Annotated in this window: 16 protein-coding genes and 1 pseudogene; 10 read left to right on the top strand and 7 right to left on the bottom strand. The window is 69.8% G+C overall.

All coding sequences use genetic code 11. The annotated features are described in order from the left end of the window. The first annotated feature begins 6 nt into the window (after positions 1–6). From BBK14_RS21820 to BBK14_RS21800, 5 genes are all read left to right on the top strand, one after another. Positions 7–1,131, top strand: a complete 1,125-nt coding sequence (locus tag BBK14_RS21820) for an amidohydrolase family protein (protein WP_020462191.1) — start codon at positions 7–9, stop codon at positions 1,129–1,131. Then, on the top strand, positions 1,128–1,559 hold the full coding sequence (locus BBK14_RS21815; protein WP_071065104.1) for a VOC family protein: 432 nt from the start codon (positions 1,128–1,130) through the stop codon (positions 1,557–1,559). The genes BBK14_RS21820 and BBK14_RS21815 overlap by 4 nt, the downstream gene beginning before the upstream one ends. A gap of 5 nt (positions 1,560–1,564) precedes the next feature. After that, a complete protein-coding gene (locus tag BBK14_RS21810) occupies positions 1,565–2,275 on the top strand; it encodes a GntR family transcriptional regulator (protein WP_020462189.1) in 711 nt (236 codons plus the stop codon). Positions 2,276–2,448: 173 nt separating this feature from the next. Beyond that, positions 2,449–4,782 carry a xanthine dehydrogenase family protein molybdopterin-binding subunit gene (locus BBK14_RS21805; protein WP_071065103.1) on the top strand — a complete coding sequence of 778 codons (2,334 nt, stop codon included), beginning with the start codon at positions 2,449–2,451 and terminating at the stop codon, positions 4,780–4,782. Between the two features lie 55 nt (positions 4,783–4,837). After that, positions 4,838–5,839 carry a sucrase ferredoxin gene (locus tag BBK14_RS21800; RefSeq protein WP_071065114.1) on the top strand — a complete coding sequence of 334 codons (1,002 nt, stop codon included), beginning with the start codon at positions 4,838–4,840 and terminating at the stop codon, positions 5,837–5,839. A gap of 99 nt (positions 5,840–5,938) precedes the next feature. On the opposite strand, the gene BBK14_RS21795 is transcribed toward BBK14_RS21800, so the two are convergent. Together BBK14_RS21795 and BBK14_RS21790 are read right to left on the bottom strand one after the other, a co-directional pair. Further along, positions 5,939–7,363: an acyl-CoA reductase gene (locus BBK14_RS21795; RefSeq protein ID WP_071065102.1), complete on the bottom strand. Its 1,425-nt coding sequence runs from the start codon at positions 7,361–7,363 to the stop codon at positions 5,939–5,941. After that, positions 7,360–8,712, bottom strand: coding sequence for a hypothetical protein (locus BBK14_RS21790; protein WP_071065101.1), 1,353 nt, complete (start codon positions 8,710–8,712; stop codon positions 7,360–7,362). Before BBK14_RS21790 ends, BBK14_RS21795 begins: the two co-directional genes overlap by 4 nt. A gap of 108 nt (positions 8,713–8,820) precedes the next feature. Between BBK14_RS21790 and BBK14_RS21785 the strand changes: the two genes are divergently transcribed. Next, on the top strand, positions 8,821–9,468 hold the full coding sequence (locus tag BBK14_RS21785; protein WP_071065100.1) for a TetR/AcrR family transcriptional regulator: 648 nt from the start codon (positions 8,821–8,823) through the stop codon (positions 9,466–9,468). 57 nt (positions 9,469–9,525) lie between these two features. On the opposite strand, the gene BBK14_RS21780 is transcribed toward BBK14_RS21785, so the two are convergent. From BBK14_RS21780 to BBK14_RS21765, 4 genes are all read right to left on the bottom strand, one after another. After that, the gene (locus BBK14_RS21780; RefSeq protein ID WP_071065099.1) at positions 9,526–11,094 is read right to left on the bottom strand and encodes a polyamine aminopropyltransferase; all 1,569 of its coding nucleotides are present in this window, start codon (positions 11,092–11,094) and stop codon (positions 9,526–9,528) included. A 28-nt stretch (positions 11,095–11,122) separates the two neighbouring features. After that, a complete protein-coding gene (locus tag BBK14_RS21775) occupies positions 11,123–11,566 on the bottom strand; it encodes a DUF350 domain-containing protein (protein WP_071065098.1) in 444 nt (147 codons plus the stop codon). A 75-nt stretch (positions 11,567–11,641) separates the two neighbouring features. Then, positions 11,642–12,106: a DUF4247 domain-containing protein gene (locus tag BBK14_RS21770; RefSeq protein ID WP_071065097.1), complete on the bottom strand. Its 465-nt coding sequence runs from the start codon at positions 12,104–12,106 to the stop codon at positions 11,642–11,644. Then, complete coding sequence (locus BBK14_RS21765; protein ID WP_071065096.1) at positions 12,103–12,609, bottom strand: DUF2617 family protein; 507 nt, start codon at positions 12,607–12,609, stop codon at positions 12,103–12,105. The genes BBK14_RS21770 and BBK14_RS21765 overlap by 4 nt, the downstream gene beginning before the upstream one ends. A gap of 351 nt (positions 12,610–12,960) precedes the next feature. On the opposite strand from BBK14_RS21765, the gene BBK14_RS21760 reads away from it, so the two are divergent. The 4 genes from BBK14_RS21760 to BBK14_RS21745 all read left to right on the top strand — a co-directional run bounded on the left by BBK14_RS21760 (position 12,961) and on the right by BBK14_RS21745 (position 18,251). Further along, complete coding sequence (locus tag BBK14_RS21760) at positions 12,961–13,566, top strand: GNAT family N-acetyltransferase (protein WP_071065113.1); 606 nt, start codon at positions 12,961–12,963, stop codon at positions 13,564–13,566. A gap of 226 nt (positions 13,567–13,792) precedes the next feature. Further along, complete coding sequence (locus tag BBK14_RS21755; RefSeq protein WP_420849182.1) at positions 13,793–15,148, top strand: cytochrome P450; 1,356 nt, start codon at positions 13,793–13,795, stop codon at positions 15,146–15,148. Between the two features lie 14 nt (positions 15,149–15,162). Then, entirely contained in the window at positions 15,163–16,695 is a 1,533-nt protein-coding gene (locus BBK14_RS21750; RefSeq protein ID WP_071065094.1) for a serine/threonine-protein kinase, read from the top strand. A gap of 116 nt (positions 16,696–16,811) precedes the next feature. Further along, complete coding sequence (locus tag BBK14_RS21745; protein ID WP_071065093.1) at positions 16,812–18,251, top strand: MFS transporter; 1,440 nt, start codon at positions 16,812–16,814, stop codon at positions 18,249–18,251. Here the strand turns inward: BBK14_RS21745 and BBK14_RS21740 are convergent. Continuing rightward, positions 18,175–19,957 (bottom strand): annotated as a pseudogene (locus BBK14_RS21740) (ABC transporter permease); the annotation flags it as partial. The gene BBK14_RS21745 and the pseudogene BBK14_RS21740 overlap by 77 nt on opposite strands.

Genomic DNA, 19,957 nt, shown 5'->3' with positions numbered 1-19,957 from the left:
CGCACCATGGATTACAAGGTCATCTCGGCGGACAACCACATCATCGAGGCGCCGCACACGTTCACCACCTATCTGCCGAAGGAGTACCGGGACCGGGCGCCGCGCATCCTGCGCGGCGCGGACGGCGGCGACGGCTGGAGCTTCGACGGCAAGCCGCCGAGCAAGACGTTCGGGCTGAACGCCGTAGCCGGCCGCCCGTTCGAGGACTACAAGGCCAGCGGCCTGACCGTCGATGAGATCCTCCCGGGCAACTACGACGGCGCCGCCCACCTGAAGGACATGGACGCCGACGGCGTGGACGCCGCCACCATCTACCCGATGGCCTCCCTCACGTCGTACACGCTCGACGATCGACCCTTCGCCCTCGCCATCCTGCGGGCCTACAACGACTGGCTGCTCGACGAGTTCTGCGCCGTCAACCCGCAGCGGCTCATCGGTCTGCCGCTCCTGCCGGTCGACGACGGCATGGACGTCCTGCTCGCCGAACTCGAGCGGGTGGCTGCCAAGGGCGCCAAGGGCGCCTTCCTCCCCTACTGGAGCGAGCGCCCGTACTACGACAGCTACTACGAGCCGCTCTGGACGGCGGCCGAGCAGGCACCACTGACGCTGTGCATCCACCGAACCATGGGCGGGAAGGAACCGGCGGGGCAGGCCACCCCAAGGCCGGAGGCCGCCGCGGGTGTCAACCTCGCCGGTATCGTCCAGCGGTTCTTCACCGGCGTCGCGCCGTTCTCCCAGCTGACCTTCACCGGTGTGTTCGAACGGCACCCCGGCCTGAAGTTCGTCGACGCCGAGGTCAACTTCGGGTGGCTGCGGTTCTGGGCCCTGATGATGGACCAGGAGTTCGAGCGCCAGAAGCATTGGGCCAACCCGCCGCTGCACACCCCGCCCCACGAGTTCATCGGCAAGAACCTTTTCGTCAGCGTGCTCGACGACTTCGTCGGCTTCGAAGACGCCAAGCGCGACCCGCTCGTGGCGTCGGCCGCCATGTTCTCCATCGACTACCCGCACAGCGGGACGCTGTTCCCGAAGACCCAGCAGTACATCGCCGAGCTGACCCCAGGCCTCGACGACGACCGCAAGCACGCCATCCTCGCGGGGAACGCTGTGCGGGTGTTCAACCTCGCATGATCGATCCGAACCTCGACCACGTCGGCCTCGTGGTGACGGAGCTCGAGCCGGCGATGGCGGCGCTGTCCGCCCAGCTCGGCCTGGAGTGGATGGGGATCTTCGAGCCCACGCTGGCGATGCGCGACGCCGAGCACGGCACTCGTGACGTCCAGCTCAAGATTGCCGTCACGACGCAGTACCCGCGCCTGGAGTTGATCCAGATGATTCCGGACTCGCCGTGGGCGCTTGCCGAGAGCCGCATGCTCCTGCACCACCTCGCCTACTACGCGGGCGACCTCGCGGCGGACAGCAGCCGGGTGGCCGGGCCGTGCCCGATCGAGATCCATGGCGTCGGCGCGGACGGGAAGACCCCGAAGAGGTTCACCTACCATCTGCACAACGGGCTGCGGTTCGAACTCCTGGATCAGCGTTCCGGTAGGGCAGAGTAAGAGCGGTGACACAGCCGACGCCGACACAGAGTTCGCCTGCTCGCAGCAACGTGCAGGCACTCGTCGATACCATCCGCGGACGGATCATCCGCGGCCAGTTCGCGCCCGGCCAGCGTCTGAAGGAGGAGTGGCTCGCCGCCGAGTTCGGCGTGTCACGGATCCCGATGCGGGAGGCGCTGCGGGCGCTGGCGTCCGAGGGATTCGTCCGGTCCGAACGCTACGGCGGCACCTTCGTCGCCACCCTGGACGCCGAGGCCGCCCATGACCTGCTCGATGTGCGGGCGGTCCTGGAGCCGCTGGCCGCGGCGCAGGCGGCGATGCGGTGCACCCCCGAGCACCTCGAGACGTTCCGTCGGCTCCTCGACGAGGGTGACCGAGCGTTCCGGGAGCGGCGGCCCGAGGACACCCGCACGGTGAAGGGGCAGCTTTACGAGCATCTGGCACTGGCGTCCGGGAACAGCACGCTGATCGCACTGATGCGTGTCGTGCGCTTCAAGATTGAATGGGCCACCTCAATCGAGCTCATCGAGCAGATTCCGGAGGAGACGCGAAACCTCCGGGCGAAGCTCGTTCGCGACATGGTCGATGCCATGGCTGACCGCGATCCTGCCCGGGCGGCGACGGCGGCGGCGGCCATCATCGACGCGACCTACGCCTCCCAAGGCTGGCGGCGTGTCGTCGAGGCGCGGTTCGAAGCCGCCAGCAAGTCCCCATAGCTAATCGCGCGGAGGAGGTCACGAGCCTTGTCACAGTTCTTATGCGTAGGCGCACGTGAAGATCGGAGCTCACCCGTTCTGGTCCCCGGCTGCGGCTGCGGACTCGTAGAGCGAGGCAAAAGGTCGGCGCCGGCGTTCGGTGGCGCGGCGGTACCTGAGCCGGTGTTGTACCGATGAGATTCGTCGGCGAGCGGGTGGCAAGAGTCGAGGACCCGCGGTTGTTGACGGGCCGTGGAAAATTCGTCGACGACGTGACGTTGCCGCGCATGCTCCATGTCGCTTTCGTACGCAGCCCCATGGCCCACGCTCGGATCAACAGCATCGACACCACGGCGGCGCGAGCGGTGCCCGGCGTCGTGGCGGTGTTCACCGGCGCCGACCTGGCAGCCGGCTGCAATCCCCTCACGGGATTGCGCAATGGACCGAACTGGCCGACGTTCCGTGCTTTGCCCACGGACAAGGCGAGGTTCGTCGGCGATCCGCTCGTGATGGTCGTGGCCGACAGCCGGTACATAGCCGAGGACGCGTGCGAGCTGGTCGACATCGACTACGAGCCGCTTCCGGCGGTGACCGGTTACGAGACCGCCCTCGACCCCGCATCACCGGCCATCTTCGACGAACTCGGCGACAACATCGTGGCGACGAGCCCACCCATCACCCTGGGTGACATCGATGCCGCCTTCGTCGAGGCCGACCAGGTGGTGCGGGCGACCTTGCGCCAACACCGTGTCGCCAACGTCCCCCTGGAGACGAGGGGCGGGATCGCCGACTACGACCTGGCCTCGGGGGAGCTGACCTTCATCGCATCGACCCAGACCCCGCACGGCCTGCGTCAGGCACTGGCCCAGGCTCTCGACCATCCCTTGGAACGGCTGCGGGTGCTTGCGGGTGACGTGGGTGGTGGCTTCGGCCTCAAGGGTGTGGTGGGGCGTGAGGACTTCTGCATCGCGCTGGCCAGTAAGCGGCTCGGCCGTCCGGTCAAATGGGTGGAGGACCGCAACGAGCACCTTCTCGCGTCCGGCCACGCCCGAGAAGAGAAGATCGACGCGGAACTCGCGCTGAAGGCCGACGGCACGCTGCTCGGGTTGAAGGTGAAGCTCGTCCTGGATGGCGGCGCCTACCCGGCGGTGCCGTTCAGCTGCACGATCTACCCTGAGATGATCTGTACGTCGCTGCCCGGCCCATACCACATCAAAGCCTACAAATATGAAAGCGCCGTCGTCGCCAGCAACAAGGCCACGTACGTCGCCTACCGGGGCCCGTGGGAGATGGAGGTGTGGACGCGGGAACGGCTGCTTGACATCGCGGCCCACGAGCTGGGGCTCGACCCCGCCGACATCCGGCGCCGGAACCTGGTGGCCGGCGAGCCCGGCGACCAGATCATCACAGGCCGCGGCCTCGAGGGCATCACCTCGCGTCGCTCCCTCGAGCAGGCCCTGGACCTCGTCGATTACGACGGGTTCCGCAAGGAGCAGGTAGCCGCCCGTGCCGCGGGCCGCTACCTCGGCATCGGGTTCGCCATCTTCATGGAAGCAGCGCCCGGGCCGCCGGAGCTGCGCGGCAAAGGTGCGCCCTTCGGCGGCGAACAGGCGAAGGCGGCGCTCCAGGCCGACGGTCATCTCCTCGTGACCACCGGTCAGGCCCCGCACGGCCAGGGCCACGAGACGACGCTCGCCCAGGTCGCGGCCGACCAGATGGGTATTCCGCTCGACCACGTGCGGGTGGTCCACGGCGACACCCGTCAGACCCCGTTCAACCTCATCGGCACCGGCGGCAGCCGGGCCGGCACGTGGGCGACGGGTGCCGTGATCGTGACGACCAGGCGGCTGAAGGAAAAGGTGCTGGACATCGCGGCCCACCGGCTGCAGATCGATCCTGGCGACCTCGACATCGTCGACGGGATGGTGACACCGAAGGGGGCGCCGGRCAAGGCGATCCCGCTGGCCGACGTGGCGAAGCTGGCGATGATGGCGCCCATGTTCCTCCCGCCGGGCACCGACGTGTCCTTGACGGCGCAGGAGCGCTTCGACGGGTCCGCCGTCACCAGCAGCGGTTGGTCGGGCGGCGCGCATGTCTGCACCGTCGAGGTAGACATCGCCACGGGGCAGGTCCGGATACTTCGTTACGTCGTTGTCGAGGACTGCGGACGGGTGGTCAACCCCGCGATCGTCGAGGGTCAGATCTGCGGCGGTATCGCGCAGGGCATCGGCGAGGTGCTGTACGAGAACGCCGCCTACGACGCCGACGGCAACTTCCTCGCCGCCACGTTCATGGACTACCTGCTCCCGACCGCTGCCGAGATCCCGCACATCGAGATCGAACACATCGATTCCGCAGGCCTCGGCGACTTCGACTTCCACGGTGTCGGCGAAGGCGGGGCGCTGGCAGCCCCGGCGACGTTGACCAACGCCGTGGCGGACGCTCTGCTGCCCTTCGGAGCTCGGGTGGTCGACCAGTACCTTCCCCCAGCGAAGATCCTCGAGCTGGCGGGCGTGATCTCTGCCTGACACTCGTCCACCAGTTGCCCGAAACAGTCCGCAGTCATAGCGGAAGGTGGCCTTCGTGAGCCTCCGTACCACGTCCCCGGCACTGTCCTACCGTTGCGCGCCCTGGACGCACGCGCAGGGCGTCGACCCGGTCGGGTCCGCGCTGACCTGCGACACGCTCGTGCTCATCGAGGTGTCACCGCCCTGGCCCAGGGACGTCGGCGAGATACCGGCCTTCGCCGACCTCCAGCGGCGTAACCTTCGCCGAACCAGGGTGCTGGCGGTCAGACCCCCTGCGGACGACCTCAACGACCCGATCGGGAAGGCCGACGTCCCGCTGGGCTCCGCGGTCGCCAGCGATCAGCCGGGACCGAGCGTCGGGTGCGGCGTGCGGGTGACGATCTGGCGCCGGGTGGACTCGGGCCGTTTCGTGGGTACCGACCACCTCGTGCCCTCCGAAGGCATCGCCGACGAGGTCGCCCGGCTGCTCGAGGCGCCGCAGGCGGACCCGACGAGCCGGATCGCACCCGCCGAGGTGCTGCTGTGTGGGCACGGCGCGCGGGACCGCTGCTGCGCGCGGCTGGGGACTCGCCTGGCGCTGGACGTGGCCACGGCCTGGCCGGGTGTGCGTGTCCGCCGGTGCAGCCACACCGGCGGACACCGCTTCGCGCCGACCGGGTTCACACTGCCGGACGGGCGGGCCTGGGGGTTCCTCGACGCCGAGACCCTCGACGCGATCGTGCGCCGGTCCGGGCCGCCGCCGCTGCGGGGCCACTACCGCGGTGACACCGCGCTGGACACCTGGGGCCAGGTGGCCGAACGGGAGCTGTTCGAGCGGTTCGGCTGGGCCTGGCTGGACCACCAGCTCACCTCCGCACGCACCGAGATCGCCGCCGGGGGACGGTCGGCCACCGTGCAGCTGGCCTGGGGTGGACCGACCGGACCCGCGGCAGCGACCGCGAGGATCGACGTCATCCGCGACGTTCCCGTCCTCGTCTGCGGCGAGCCTCCCGAGCGGGCCGAGAAGACGGCACCGGAACGGGCACTACGCTCCATCAACCTCGCCGGCAGAGGCTGATCATGCCTTGGTCCAGTACAGCCGCATCGGATTGTGGGCCGAGAGCTTCTGCTGTCCTGCCGGCCGGGACTGCCGGTCACCGGTGGCGGGAACGTGTTCCTACTGTGGTCCGGCGCCGTCCTCGTGGGCCATCCAGTGGACGAAGCGGTGCAGCGGGTACATGGCGTCGTGCGGGTTGCCGATCGTGCTCGGCCCCGCCTCGCCCAGCCGGACGATGCGCTGCGCGCCGCCACTGGCCAGCCGGTCGCGGTAGTCGGCCATCCGCGCGAAGGGATAGAAGCCGACCGTCTGGGTTGCCACGTTGACGTACCTCATCGCCTCGTCGAGCGAGTCCACCCGGACCACGTTCGCGGTCTTGTTGATCGGGTGGAAGTCCACGGGCTCGTCCGAACGGATCACCAGCCCCCGGCCGTCGGTCTTTCCCCAGACGCCGAACTCGTCGTCGAGCATCATCAGCACGTCGATCTGCTCGCGCAGGTCGGCGTCGAGCGGACGGGCGTCACCCGAGGCGGCCGCCTTCTCGACGATGCGCGCGTGGAGCCGCTCGCTGAAGCGGTCCGCGTCGGCCTGGTCCGCCTCGACGAAGACGAAACGGCTGGCGACGCAGGCCTCCTGGTTGAGGATCATGACGTCGCCGGCGGCGAGCTCGGTGGCGACGTCGAGCGCCTCCTCGGAGGCGAAGGCCTCCCTGCCGACCATCGAGACCGACGTCTTGGGGTCGAACGAGACAAGCTGGAAGCCCGGCCCGAGGTACTTGATCACGTTGTTGATCGCGTCGCCGCCGCCCCAGGCCACGATCTTGTCGAAGTACTGCGGGCGATAGAGCACCTGCTCCACCGCGTCGTCGCCGCCGCGCCAGTAGACCGCCGACATCGATCTCACGATGGGGTGGCCGGGGTCGATATCCGCCATCGTCCGCAGGACCGCCACCGTGGTGAAGGGGTCGCTGGAGGACATCTTGAACAGGTTGACGGCCTTCACCAACGCGCCCTGGGCGATGGACTTCACCGCGACGCCCGGCGAGTTGCCCGGCAACACGTGGATCAGTCGGGGCGCGAAGGCGCGGATGTAGCTCTTCCGGCCGGTGAAGTCCTGCTTGGGCACCCATTCGTCCAGGGCCCTGGGGTCGGGGAAGTTCTGCTCCACCACAGTCTCGAGCAGGCGCTTGTCGAGATAGGCGGCGGCGCCCTTGACCTGCCCCTCCAGCACCGCGCGGGGCAGCACGTGGGTGCCGGCCATGCGATCGATGCAGTCCTGCATGAAGGTGTTCCGGGGATCGCGGATCCGCTCGCCCGTCTCGACGAGGAAATCGATGATCTCCTTGAGCGGGACGTTCAGCAGCGGCGGCACCTCGGTGCGCGGGTGCACCGCCTTGTCCATGGCGATCCGCGGCGTGGCGAAGGTGACGCCCAGGTCGCGCGAGCGGTGCGTGACGTCCCGGCCCTCGGAAAGCTCGCCGCGAAGGAAGAACGGCGCGGAGACGATCGCGTCGGCGGACTGGGGCCGAATGTCGGTGACGCTCATGAAAGGCCTCGCACGTACGCGTCGACGGTACCGGCACAGCCGATCTTGTCATCGCCGCCCTTGAGGTCGGCGTAACGGGTGATGTTGTTCCGCACCGAGGGCCCCTTCTGGCCGCACGCGCAGGGGCTCAGATCGAGCGAGATCTTGTCGCCGGTGATGATCCCGCCCCAGCGTCCGTCGAGCGAGAGGTCGAAGAACCCGGCCCGGCCCTCGACCTCGCCGCTCTCGTGCGGCAGCAGCGTTTCGCCCGCCTCGTCGAGGATGAACGGAACGATCCACGGCGGCACGTGGTAGCGGTTGCCCTTCTGGCACTTGGGCATGCCGGAGTTGAGTTCTTGCATCGAGTAGTTCTGGAAATCCCGGCTGGCCGGGATGTTGAACGTCTCGTGGACGAACTCCTGGTAGTCCGGCGGCAGCTGCGCGCGCTTGAGCCCGCCGCCGACGTAGAGGCAGTTGTCGGGGTGGAAGTCCTTCGCCGAATAGCCCATGTCGCGCACGATCCTGGCCGCCTGGTACAGCGAGTTCCACATGCCGGCGATGTAGAGCTTCTCGTCGCGGTATCGGATGAGCGCCTCGGCGCCGGTGATCATCGCCTTGTCGAGGGCTTCCTGCCGCTCCCTGGAGGTCCGCTCGAAGTCGGCCAGCTCGCCGGGCAGCGCGGTGCCGTCGGCGATCTTCTTGCGGAGCACGACCATCTTGGTCAGCGACCCGACCGTGATCGGCGGGATCGGCAGGCTGAAACGCTCCCTGGCGGGATCGCTGAACGCCGCCTGCTGCGCCTCCGCGATGACCATGTTCTTCGGCACGGCGGCGGTCGCCCCCACGCCGACCATCCGTCGGTCCCGCGCCGGCTTCACTCCCGAGCCCCAGGAGAACACGTTGACCGTGTCAACGCGCGACCAGGTCATGTCCTGCTCCGACGCGAGCAGCATCGCCGACTTGCCCGTCGTGCCGCTGGAGCAGGAGACGTAGTGGCCCCTGGCCTGCAGACGTCCGATCCAGTCGTCGATGTCGGTGATGTCGGAGGTCTCGATCGGGCTGATCGGGTAGGGCGAGACGGTGCCCAGCCACTTGCCGAGCCGGTCCCACTTCTCCTCGATCAGGAAGCTCTCCGGGTAGCTCTTGTAGACGCTGTGCGGGAAGAGCAGCGCGACCATGTCCTCGCGGCTGCGGATCTCGGTGGTGCCGGCCTCGCGGGCCCGGTGCGCGAGCAGCCTGATGCGCTCCCTGCGCTCCTGGAACCGCTCGTTCAGAGCGGCTAACTGCGTCTCGCGCAGCTCGGCGGGGGAGTGATCGAACCGATCCTCGGCATCGACCAGCCGGGTCAGTGTCTCGATGGCTGAGCTCACAGGGCATCCTTACTGTTCGTGTTGGTGGCCGGGTCCGGCGAACGGCACCTGATGCGTATCATTAATCGAACCTGGCGGCGGCGCAAGAGGGAAGTCGAGCGAGGCGACATGCAGAACGGAGTCGCACCCACCCGGCGCGGGGCGGGGCGCCCCACCCGCGAGCAGGCCGAGGCACGCCACGAGGAGCTCCTCGACACCGCGCTCGACCTGTTCCTGGAGCGAGGCTTCGAGCTGGCGACGATCGAGATGATCGCCGCCCGGGTCAACATGACCAAGCGCACGGTCTACGCCCGCTACCCCGACAAGGCCGCGCTGTTCCGCGCGGCGGTCCAGCGCGCCATCGAGCGCCAGATCGTGCCCCAGGCCGTGCTCGAGGGCCTGGACAACGGCGACCTGGCCGAAACGCTCGAGGGGATCGCCCGACTACGGATCACTCAGGTGGCGACACCCAACGGCCTGCGCCTGCAGCGGATCATCAACACCGAGAGCTACCGCTTCCCCGAGATCTTCACCATCAGCTTCGAGCAGAGCGGCAGGCCGGTGATCGAGTTCGTCGCCGGCGTGCTCGAGCGTGCGGTCGCCGACGGCACGATCGCGCCCACCAATCCCAGACTCGTCGCATCCGTCTTCATGAGCATGCTGGTCAGCGGTCCGGTGAGGACGATCGTGAGTGGCCACATGCCGACACAGAACGAACTGGACGAGAGGATCCAGTTCTCCGTTCGCCTGCTGCTCGACGGCCTCCGGCCACGCTGAGGACGACGAGGCGGTGGAGGTCTTCCATGACTCCACCGCCTTCTCCGGGGTGAAGTCCTAACGCTGGTAGCCGGTCCGCAGGTCGTCGACGATCCGTGGGCGGTCGAGCGTGGAGGGCTCGAGGGTGCGCGGAGGCCGGTCCGGCGGGAAGACCCCGGCGGCGGTGAGCACGGCCTGGTCGAGAAACCGGGCCGGGGTGRCCCGCTCGGAAAGCACGAGCGGCGCAGGTGTCCCCCCGGTGGTTGCCAGCACGAAGCCCCAGTCCCCGAAGCTCGGGACGTCGACGTGGTACGGCGTGGTGGCCAGGCCCGCGGCACTGACCGTGCTCACCGTGCGCCAGTAGGCACTCGGTGTCGCGTACGGGCTGCCGGCCTGCACGGTGAGCAGGCCTCCGGGCGCGAGGACCGCCCGCACCAAGCCGTAGAACTCCTGCGAGTAGAGCCGGCCGAGCGCGGGTGTGTCCGGATCGGGCATGTCCACGACGACGGCGTCGAACGGCTCCGGCGGTGGGTCGCGCAGCCAGCGGAAGGCGTCGGCCACCACCACACGCACCCGCGGGTCGTTGAGCGCGGCACGGTTGAGCCGGGCGAAGGTCGTCCGGGCGAGTTCGATCATCCGCGGGTCCAGCTCCACCTGCACCACCTGCCGGATCGTGGGGTGGCGCAGCAGCTCGCGCGCGGCCAACCCGTCGCCGCCGCCGAGGACCAGGACACGGGCGGGATCACGGGCGAGTGCGGGGGCGACGAGCGCCTCGGTGTACCGGTGTTCGTCGGCGCTGGAGAACTGCAGGTCGCCGTCCAGGTAGAGGCGCAGGTCGCCGCCTCGGCGGGTCACGACGATCTCCTGGTACGTGGACCGGGTGGCGACCACGATCGGGTCCGCGTACAGCCGTTGGCGGGCGTCGGTCTCGATGTCACGTGCGCGGAGCAGCAGCGTGCCGAGCAGGGTGGCGGCGGCCAGGAGCGCGCCGAGCGCGGTGACGAGGGCACGTCTGGTCAGCCACCGCCGCAGCAGCAACGTGGCGACCACGGTCGCGGCTGTCAGGTTGACCAGCCCCGTCAGCGCGGCTCCGCGGATCATGCCGGCCGTGGGGAGCAGGACGAACGGCCAGAGCAGCCCGCCGACGAGGGCGCCGGCGTAGTCGGCTGCGTTGAGGTCGGCGAGCAGCCGGCCGCTGGCCCGGGCGTCCACGTCGGTCCGGCCGGTCTGCAGGAGCGTGACAAGCAGCGGCAGCTCGGCGCCTACCAGCGTGCCGAGCAGCGCGGTGCCGAGGACGAGCACCGGTCCGCTCGTCGCGTAGAAGCTGAAGGTGACGTAGAGAGTGACGGCGCTGAGCCCGCCGAGGATTCCGAGCAGGGTCTCGACGGCGACGAAGGCGGCGGCCGCGTGCCCGAGGAAGGGCTTGACCAGCAGCGCCCCGGCGCCGAGGGCGGCGACGAATCCGGCGACGATCAGTGAGGTCTGGGTGATGCCGCCGCCGGCGAGGCTGGTCGACAGGGTGAGCAGGACCAGCTCGTACACCAGGCCGCAGGCGGCGCAGACCGCGACCGCGGCGAGCAGGAGCGGGCGGGTACGGGCGGGCAGCGGGCTGTCCGCCGATGTGGCCCTGGGGGTGTCCGTCGCCACGGCTGATGGCGTCAGGAAGCTGATGGCGTCAGGACAGCGCGGCCGCGTTGACCGCGCCGATCGCGAGCAGGCTGGTGGCGACCGCCCACGCCGCCGGGCTGAGTGTCGGCTCGTCGACGATCGCGCGCAGGTGCCCGGGCACGACGGCGTCGAGCACGCGGAGCGCGAGCGCCTGCAGCGCGACCCCGACGAGGCCGTAGACCGCCGAGTCGACAAGGCCCTGAGCCAGCGAGTCCGAGCTGGTCAGGATGGCCGTGACGACGATGACCGTCAGCGACAGGTGGTTGCCCGCGAGCAGGACGGCGGCGTTCGGCCGGCGGTCGACGTAGACCTGCCGGCGCAGGTTGCCGGGCGTGAGCAGGTCGAGGACCAGAAAACCCAGCGCGAGGACACCGACGCCGACCAGGAAGTAGAGCAGGGTGGCGGCGATGCCCTCGCCGAGGTCGCCGGCGTCCAGGCTGCCGAAGGTCACGAGGCTCTCCCGGTGGTGTGCGGGGGGACGGGGGGACGGTGCTGCGTGGCCGGGCCCCGGCGGCCCCGGCCCGGATCACTTCCCATCGCCGGGACCACCGTCCTTCCCGGCCGGCGAGCCGGGGGTGAACCCGCTGCCGAGGCGCGCGTACTGGCCATGGCTGAACCCGTCGTCGAGATCCTCTACCCGCACAGTGCTGCCGGCCCCGGCGGCCGCCGCGCTGACGATCACGATGTCGTCCGCGAAGCGGAGGTACTGGCTGCCTCCGTCGCTGGCCCGGGCGGCCGGCGCGACCCCGCCGGCGATGGCCGCGGCGGTCCGGTCGACCGGCTCAGTCGACAGGTAGCTCTCGGTGTCGCCCCGGGTGTCGGTGCGACGGTAGCTGTCGGCGAGCCAGCCCCGGACGTTGCTGTCGCCACCGCAGGCGGGTAGCACCGCGACGGCGAGGGCGAGCGGGACAGCCAACGCGACGCGGGCGCTGCGGGCGCTGCGGGCAACGCGGGCGACGTGGGCAACGCGGGCGACGTGGGCGGTGGTCATCGCGGCTCCCAGCGGCTGTGGGTGGTCACGATCTCGTGCGTGCGGGAGCCCGGGTAGAGGTGCCAGGTGTGCCACTGCCAGCCGCGCGGCATCGGCGCGCCGGTCAGGGCGGTCACCGCCCGCTCGTCGCCGGGGAAGGCGGCGCACAACCAGTCGGATCTCCCGGCCGCCCGGGTCCGCAGACTCGCCGCGAGCGCGTCGAGTTCGCGGCGATCGACGGTGCGCACCTGCGCCCTCAGGGTGTAGCCGTCCTGCTCCGCCCGCGACGGCAGCGGGCAGCCACCGGCCGCGACGGCGTCACAGGAGACCTCCTCGGTCAGTCGACGTGTGCCCGAGGAGGCGCTCACCGCGTGCGAGGCGCCCAGGACGGCCAGGGTCAGCATGCCGTGCGGCGCGTGCAGGTCGACGCTGGCCAGCGACGCGGGGCTCGGCGCGTCGAGCAGCAGGCCGAGGGAGGCGGCGCGGACGTCGCGGGGCACGACCGCCAGCTCGAGGGCGGTCATCGGACCGGGACCGCGCCGCGGCGGACCGGCACACAGGGGACCTCGGGCACCTGGGTCCTCTCCGGCGGGGAATGCTCGGCGAGAACATACCGGACTTATTGCTGCGACGGAACTTGTGCGTGTCCGCGTCGACCTACGGCGGTGACCCCAGCGGAGGCTCGAACGGGTGCGGTGTCCGGAGTCCTCGACGCGTGCGAAAGCAGCGCCGTTGAATTCCGGCGGCGAGGAGACGGGATTCGTCCTCGGAGACGACGCGACCCTGGATGACCCGACGCGGGCGCCAGGCCGCACCAGGTCCGGCCGGTTCGCCGGATTCCCGTCCGATGGTCTGGGCTGGCAGACTTGCCGGTGATGGATCGTGGGGGCAGCGAGTTCGGTGGCGCGCGGGTGCGGCGGATCGGGCTCGGTGACGCCGAGGTTCTGCGGGCGGTGCGGCTGGCGGCCCTGGCCGACGCGCCGGGGGCGTTCTGGCGTACCTATGCCGACGAAGCGACCCGGCCGGGAGCGGACTGGGTGGAGCGAGCCCGGGTGGGCGCGTCCGGAGACGCGGACGTGACGTTCCTGGCCGAGCGGGATGGCGCGGTGGTCGGTTCGGTGTCGGCGCACACCCCGTCGGCGGCGCGGGACCTGCGGGAGCTGGCGGCGATGTGGGTGGCGCCGGTGGCCCGAGGCTCGGGCACGGCGGACGCTTTGTTGCTGGCGGTGCTGGACTGGGCCCGGGCGGCTGGCGCGGCCGGGGCCCGGCTGTGGGTGGTGCCGTCGAACGGGCCGGCCCGGCGGGTGTATGAGCGGCACGGGTTCGTGGTGGTCGGTGACCTGGAGCCGGTTACGGATGATCCGTCGGTGAAGGTGTACGTGCCGATGGTGCTGACGTTGGACGCGGCTGYCGCCGCGGATGCGGGTTACCGGGCGCGCGCCGCCTCGCCCTGGTCGGCGCCGACATCGGGTGAGGACTGAGCGGGTGGCGGGAAAGTCCATGCCGGACAAGGGCGTCGAAGGCGAGCGGGGACGTCATCTACTCCGGCTGTAGTACGGCGGACAGCGCGTACCGCGCCATACGTAGCCGGTATTGCCTGCGGGGGGAGGACGACGGGCAGGGCTTGTTCGGACACGCTTGTGCGGGGAAGTCAGATCTGCGGGCACGGTCGTCCACCAGACAGAACGACCACCGGCTCCGGCTCGTATGAAGGGATCTGTAGAGACTGTGCGCGAATTCGAGGCGATGGACTTCTTCCGCGACGAGACCCTCGTCGCGGACCCGTACCCTTACCTCGACGCCCTGCGGCGGAAATGCCCCGTACAACGGGAACGCCACCACGACGTGGTGATGGTGACCGGCTACGAGGAGGCGGTGGAGGTCTTCCACGACTCCGAGGCGTTCTCGTCCTGCATCTCGGTGACGGGTCCGTTCCCCGGCTTCCCGGTCCCGCTCGACGGTGACGACGTCTCCGCGCTGATCGAGCGGCATCGCCATGAGCTGCCGATGAACGACCAGCTCCCGACGATGGACCCGCCCACCCACACCGATCATCGCGCGCTGCTGATGCGGTTGATCACCCCCAAGCGCCTCAAGGAGAACGAGGCGCTGATGTGGGACCTTGCCGACCGCATGCTCGACCCGTTCCTCACTCCTGGTGAGGGAGAGTTCATCAGCGGATTCGCCGGACCGTTCACACTGCTCGTCATCGCGGACCTTCTGGGCGTCCCCGAGGAGGACCAGGACGAGTTTCTCGACAAACTGCAGCGCCAGCCGGCACAGACCGGCGGCGTCGGCGGCACCGGAGCGGAGACCCTGGCCCACAGTCCGCTGGAGTTTCTCTACGGGAAGTTCACCGGCTACATCGAGGACCGTCGCCGCAGCCCCCGCGCCGACGTGCTGACCGGTCTGGCCGGCGCGACGTTCCCGGACGGATCGACCCCCGAGATCATCGACGTGGTGCGGGTGGCCGCGAACCTCTTCTCCGCCGGTCAGGAAACCACGGTGCGCCTGCTCGGTTCGGCGTTGAAGATCCTGGCTGAGCAGCCCGACCTCCAGCGGCAGCTTCGTGCCGAGCGGGAGCGCATCCCGGCCTTCATCGAGGAGACCCTGCGCTGGGAGAGCCCGGTCAAGGGCGACTTCCGGCTCTCCCGGGTGCCGGTCACCGTGGGTGGGGTGCAGTTGCCCGCCGGCACCACGGTGATGGTGGTCAACGGGGCGGCCAACCGCGACCCACGCCGCTTCGAGAACCCGGAGACGTTCGACGTCGCCCGTTCCAACGCCCGCCAGCATCTGGCTTTCGGGCGTGGGATCCACAGCTGCCCCGGCGCGCCGTTGGCACGGGCCGAGGCACGGGCGAGTCTTGAACGACTGTTGGACCGCACCACCGACATCCGCGTCAACGAGCGGGTGCACGGCCCGGCCGGCAACCGCCGCTACGAGTACATGCCCACCTTCATCCTGCGTGGGCTGACCGCCCTGCACCTGGAGTTCGACCTCGCGCCAGCACCGCCACGTGACTGCCCGCCCGCCGGCTCACCTACCGGATGGATCAAGGGCTGACGCTGCCTTCTGGCATGGTGTCGCACCCGGAGGGGCGCACGGTTCCCGCGGCCGAGACGTTCGTCCCCGGTGAACCTCTGTTGCCGCACGAGCCGACCGCCATCGGCCCGTACGTCCTGTTGAGCCGGCTGGGCGTGGGTGGGATGGGCGCCGTCTACTACGCGCGCGACCAGCGGGGGCGGCCGGTCGCGGTCAAGGTGATCAGGCCGGATCGGGCCAGGGACCAGGAGTTCCGCCGCCGTTTCCGACGGGAGGTCGAGGCAGCTCRCAGCGTCGCCTCGTTCTGCACCGCCGAGGTTCTCGACGCCGACCCGGACGCGTTCGCGCCGTACCTGGTGACGGAGTACATCGACGGCCTCCGGCTGGATCAGGCTGTCGCCGACAGGGGTCCGCTCGACTCGTCCACCCTTACCGGGCTGGCGGTCGGGGTCGCGACGGCGTTGACCGCGATCCACCACGCCGGGCTTGTGCATCGGGATCTCAAGCCCGGCAACGTGATCCTGTCGCTGTCCGGTCCACGGGTCATCGACTTCGGTATCGCCCTGGCCCTGGACAGCACCGGCGGTAGGCCGACCGACTGGGGGTTCGGCTCGGCCGGGTGGATGGCACCCGAGCAGATCAACGGCCGGCCGATCAGTGCGGCGGCTGACGTGTTCGCCTGGGGCGTCCTCGTCACGTACGCGGGTACCGGACGGCATCCCTTCGGGGACGGCCACGATGTCGGTCTCGCTCACCGGATCACCACGGCCGAACCGGACCTGACCGGCCTTCCCCCGCAGGTGGAGGATCTCGTCCGCGATGCTCTGGCGAAAGAGCCGGCCAGCCGGCCTGATGCCCGGGGCCTGCTGCTGCGCCTGGTCGAGCGCCGGCCGGGGGAGCGGTCCGCCGATCCGGCTGTCCGACTGCTCGGGCTCACCGCGGAGCTCGCGCACTCCCCGGACGGGTCCGCACCTGCGCGGCGGCTGCGCTGGAGCCGTGGCCGCGCTCTGCTGACCGCCGGCCTGGTGCTGGTACTGGCGGGTCTCATCGTGATCGGGTCGGTGGCGGCGAACCGTGATGACGGGACGTCGGCGCAACCGGCCGCGCCCACGGCCGGGCCGGGGGCCTCCGCGGCCAGGTCCGTGGAATCCTCGGCCACGCCGGTCTCCGGCCCCAGTACCCCACCGAGTCCCGCCGGCTTCCGGGACGGGCCGCTGCTGTTCGCCGTGGACGGTGTCGAATGCGGGGTCGAGCAGCTCGGCCTCGGGTTCCTGGCCCGCCATCCGGACGGTCAGTTCTGCCTGGTCACCATGACGGTTCGTAACACCGGTGCATCCTCGGGCGCACTGGAGAACGCCTACCAGTACGCGTACGACAGCACCGGCGCCCGGCGCACCGCCGACTACCTGTCGCGTCTCTACCTGCCCGGCGAGACGATCTGGAATCCCGCCGGGCCGGGTGCCTCCATCCACGGCACGCTGGTTTTTGATATCCCGCGGGGCGCCGCGCTGCGGCGGCTGGAGCTCCATGACAGCCCGACCGGCAGCGGCGTTCTCATTCCGTTGTAGCCGGAACTCGCGCCCGTCCCGAACAGTACTTCTGTCGTCTTTTTTGATGTTGTGCGGCGCTGTCGACGTGCCCCGTGTAACCGGGGTTCGGCCATTCCAAAGGACAGGAGCCGTTCATGACAGTAACCGCGGTGCCGTCCCGGACGGAACCAGGACGGTCCAGATTCACCGCGCGGAATGCGCTGATCCTGATGGCGCTGATGTGGTCCGCACAGCTTCTGGGGCTGGTCGGCCTGCTTTCCGGCAATGTTCAGGCGGAGATCGCCGTACACTTTCACACCGCCAGGATCTCGTGGTTCACGCTGGTCACGGGCCTGGTCGGCACCTTCGCCACGCCCTTCGCGATCAAGGCCGCGGCGATGTACGGCAAGAAGCGGGTCATGGTGGTCATCACCGTCCTCGGGCTGGTGGGAGACCTGATCGCCGCCCTTGCGACGAACTACTCCATGCTGCTGATCGGACGCGGCATCGCCGGGTGCTATGGCCCGATCGGGGCACTGGCCTACTCGATGGTCCGTGACGTCCTCCCGCGCCGGCTCATCGGTCCCGCCAGCGGCCTGCTGGGCGGCGGCGTCGGGCTGGTCGCGCTGGGGGGCCCGTTCCTGTCCGCGTGGCTCGTGGACGGTTCCGGCTTCCGTGGCGCGCTGTGGTTCATGGCCGCGGCCAGCGCGCTCAGCCTCGCGGCGCTCGTGGTCCTCGTACCCGAGAGTCCCGTGCGCGAGGAACGCACCCGCATCGACTGGCTGGGCGGGCTCCTGCTCGGCGGTGGCCTGACCGCGGTCGTCTACGGGATCGGTGAAGGCGCCGACTGGGGCTGGACCAGCGCTCGCACTCTTCTCTTCATCGGAGGCGGTCTGGCCGCCGTGGTGGGCTTCGTCTTCACCGAAAGCCGGGTCCCGCACCCGATGATCCCACTGCCCCTGCTGAGGCGACGGCCGGTCTGGACCATGCTGCTGACGACGTCCCTGGTCGGAGGCGCGGCGTACGCCGTCGGCACGGTGATGTTCCTGCTCGCCCTCATGCCGACCATTCCGGGCGTCTCCGACGGCCTGGGATTCTCCGCAACCAGGAATGCGCTGGTCAACGCACCCGGCAGCGTACTGATCCTCACGGGTGCGGTCGCGGCCGGAATGCTGGCCAGTAGATTCGATGCCTGGTTCCTCCTGGCCGCTGGCGGCCTGCTCGTCGCTGGCGGATATGGCCTGATCTCCGCGCACCACCACACTGTGCCGCAGCTGATGCTTTTCGGTGCCGTGACCGCGGTGGGCATGGGCCTCGTGGTGGCCACAATTCCCATCCTGGTCATCCAGGCGGTGCACCCGGCCGAACAGGCACTGGCCAACGGTGCCCAGTCAATGGCGCAAGGGGTCACCCAGACCGTCCTCAGCCAGCTGGCGTTCATCATCCTCGCCCGGGACAGCCAGGTCGTCCACGGAATCCGGTTCTACCGGGACGCCGGGTACTCCAACGGTCTTCTGTTCACCGCCGGTGTCGCCGCGACCGGGACAGCACTGGCCCTGATACTGCCGAAACGCCGTGCGGCCCGGGAGCTCTGAAGGTCTGAGGGCCTGGGGGACGACTGCTTCGACCGCGGGGTGACACGAGACCGGCCGGCATCGGGCCCTGGCCGGCACTGCGGGCCGGCGGTGACTACTACCGGCCCGCAGTGCCGCGGACTGGAGGATCCGGGCGCGGCTCCACAGGAACTGATGTGGAGACGGCGGACACCGGACGTGTGGTCGGACGGGACATCCTGGGGTCGAGGCGACGCAGCAGGACCGACGTCAGCGCGAGCGCCGCGCCGGCAAGTCCGACGCCCAGCACGATGTCGAGCAGCCAGGCATCCGCGCTGTGCTCCCAGAGCCTGTCCGCGGGGTCGGTGCGCAGCACCTCGTTGCCGAGCTTGGAGACCTCGTTGAGGTCGTCGGTGGAGGCCAGCGCCGCGAAGCCCCACCGGGCGGGGGCGATCCAGGCGACCTGCTCCATCACCAGACGGCCGGACAGCGACACCAGCCCGCCGGAGAGCACGAGCTGGGCCATGGTGACCAGAACCAGGATGGGCATGATCTTGTCGACGTTGTCGGCGAGAGTCGAGACCAACAGACCGATCATCATGGATGCCAGCGCCGCGACGATGACGGCGACGAGGCACTCGATCAGCGGTGAGCCCAGCAGGGACGCATCGGGCGGCGTGCGACCGGCGAGACCGATCAGCGTGAAGATCGCGCACTGGAGGGTGGTGATACCGGTGAGAACGATGATCTTCGAGCCGAGATAGGCCGTCCGGGACAGGCCGATCGTTCGTTCCCGCCGGTAGATGTCGCGTTCCTTGACGATCTCGCGGACCGAGTTCGCCATSCCCATGAAACAMGCRCACARCACCAGSACSACGAGSACCTTCATCGCGTCCGGRTTMGGYGCGTCCGGCARKGRTTTCAGYCCGTCSGGRGCYGGGATCACCCGSGGGATGATSCCSAGCAGRAACGGGAASGCGRYRATSAKCCKMAGRTAGGAASGRTCSGCSAGCACSACYCGCAGATATCKCCGGGTSAGCGTSRCGAGCTGSGMGRYKACYGGYTGCTGGCGSACGCYSGGSAGYTCSGCCGGCGCCTTGCGCRCGAYCGGCGCCACGACCGCGGAGGGCACGAAGTACTCCGAGGCACGGAACCGGGCCGCCATCTCCGCACCCGGCGTGYTYTCCAGCTCCCGGAASACSGCCGCGAACTCGCGGAAGTCCTCCTTGCCGAAGAAACGCAGCGCCCCGTCCGACGGGCCGAAGTAGGCCACGTGCCCACCCGGGGCGAGCACCAGGATGTAGTCGCACAGGTCCAGGAAGAGCACGCTGTGCGTGACGACGATGACCGTGCGGCCGCTCTCGTCCGCCGARCCSRSMCCGCCGCCSTKGGCSAGSCCYTTCAGSGTCTCCATCACSGACTGGTCGTTCGCCGGGTCCAGCCCCGACGTCGGCTCGTCCAGGAACAGCAACGACGGCCGGGTCAGCAGCTCGAGGGCCACCGACGTCCGCTTCTTCTGCCCRCCSGASAGCCGGCTCACCGCCGTGTCGGCGTGCGCGGTCAGACCGAGCTCGCCGATGACCTCCKSSACSCGGGCSCGCCGYTCCYGCGCCGTGGTGTCCGCSGGGAACCGCAGCTCGGCGCCGTACTCGAGCGCCTCACGCACGGTGAGCTGGGCGTGCAGCGGATCGGCCTGCGGGACGTAGCCGATGCGCCGGCGCAGCTCGTCGTACTCGGCGTAGAGATCC

It is taken from the genome of Parafrankia soli (assembly GCF_001854695.1).
In the GTDB taxonomy this organism is placed as follows: Bacteria; Actinomycetota; Actinomycetes; order Frankiales; family Frankiaceae; genus Parafrankia; species Parafrankia soli.
The sequence above is the reverse complement of the archived record's forward strand: the minus strand, read 5'-3'. Positions and strand labels throughout refer to the sequence as shown.

Excerpts from the sequence above, each read along its gene's own strand:
- BBK14_RS21770 (WP_071065097.1), bottom strand. The coding sequence starts at position 12,106 with ATGACCACCGCCCACGTCGCCCGCGTTGCCCACGTCGCCCGCGTTGCC.
- BBK14_RS21795 (WP_071065102.1), bottom strand. The coding sequence starts at position 7,363 with ATGAGCGTCACCGACATTCGGCCCCAGTCCGCCGACGCGATCGTCTCC.
- BBK14_RS21765 (WP_071065096.1), bottom strand. The coding sequence starts at position 12,609 with ATGACCGCCCTCGAGCTGGCGGTCGTGCCCCGCGACGTCCGCGCCGCC.
- BBK14_RS21820 (WP_020462191.1), top strand. The coding sequence starts at position 7 with ATGGATTACAAGGTCATCTCGGCGGACAACCACATCATCGAGGCGCCG.
- BBK14_RS21785 (WP_071065100.1), top strand. The coding sequence starts at position 8,821 with ATGCAGAACGGAGTCGCACCCACCCGGCGCGGGGCGGGGCGCCCCACC.
- BBK14_RS21815 (WP_071065104.1), top strand. The coding sequence starts at position 1,128 with ATGATCGATCCGAACCTCGACCACGTCGGCCTCGTGGTGACGGAGCTC.
- BBK14_RS21755 (WP_420849182.1), top strand. The coding sequence starts at position 13,793 with ATGAAGGGATCTGTAGAGACTGTGCGCGAATTCGAGGCGATGGACTTC.
- BBK14_RS21745 (WP_071065093.1), top strand. The coding sequence starts at position 16,812 with ATGACAGTAACCGCGGTGCCGTCCCGGACGGAACCAGGACGGTCCAGA.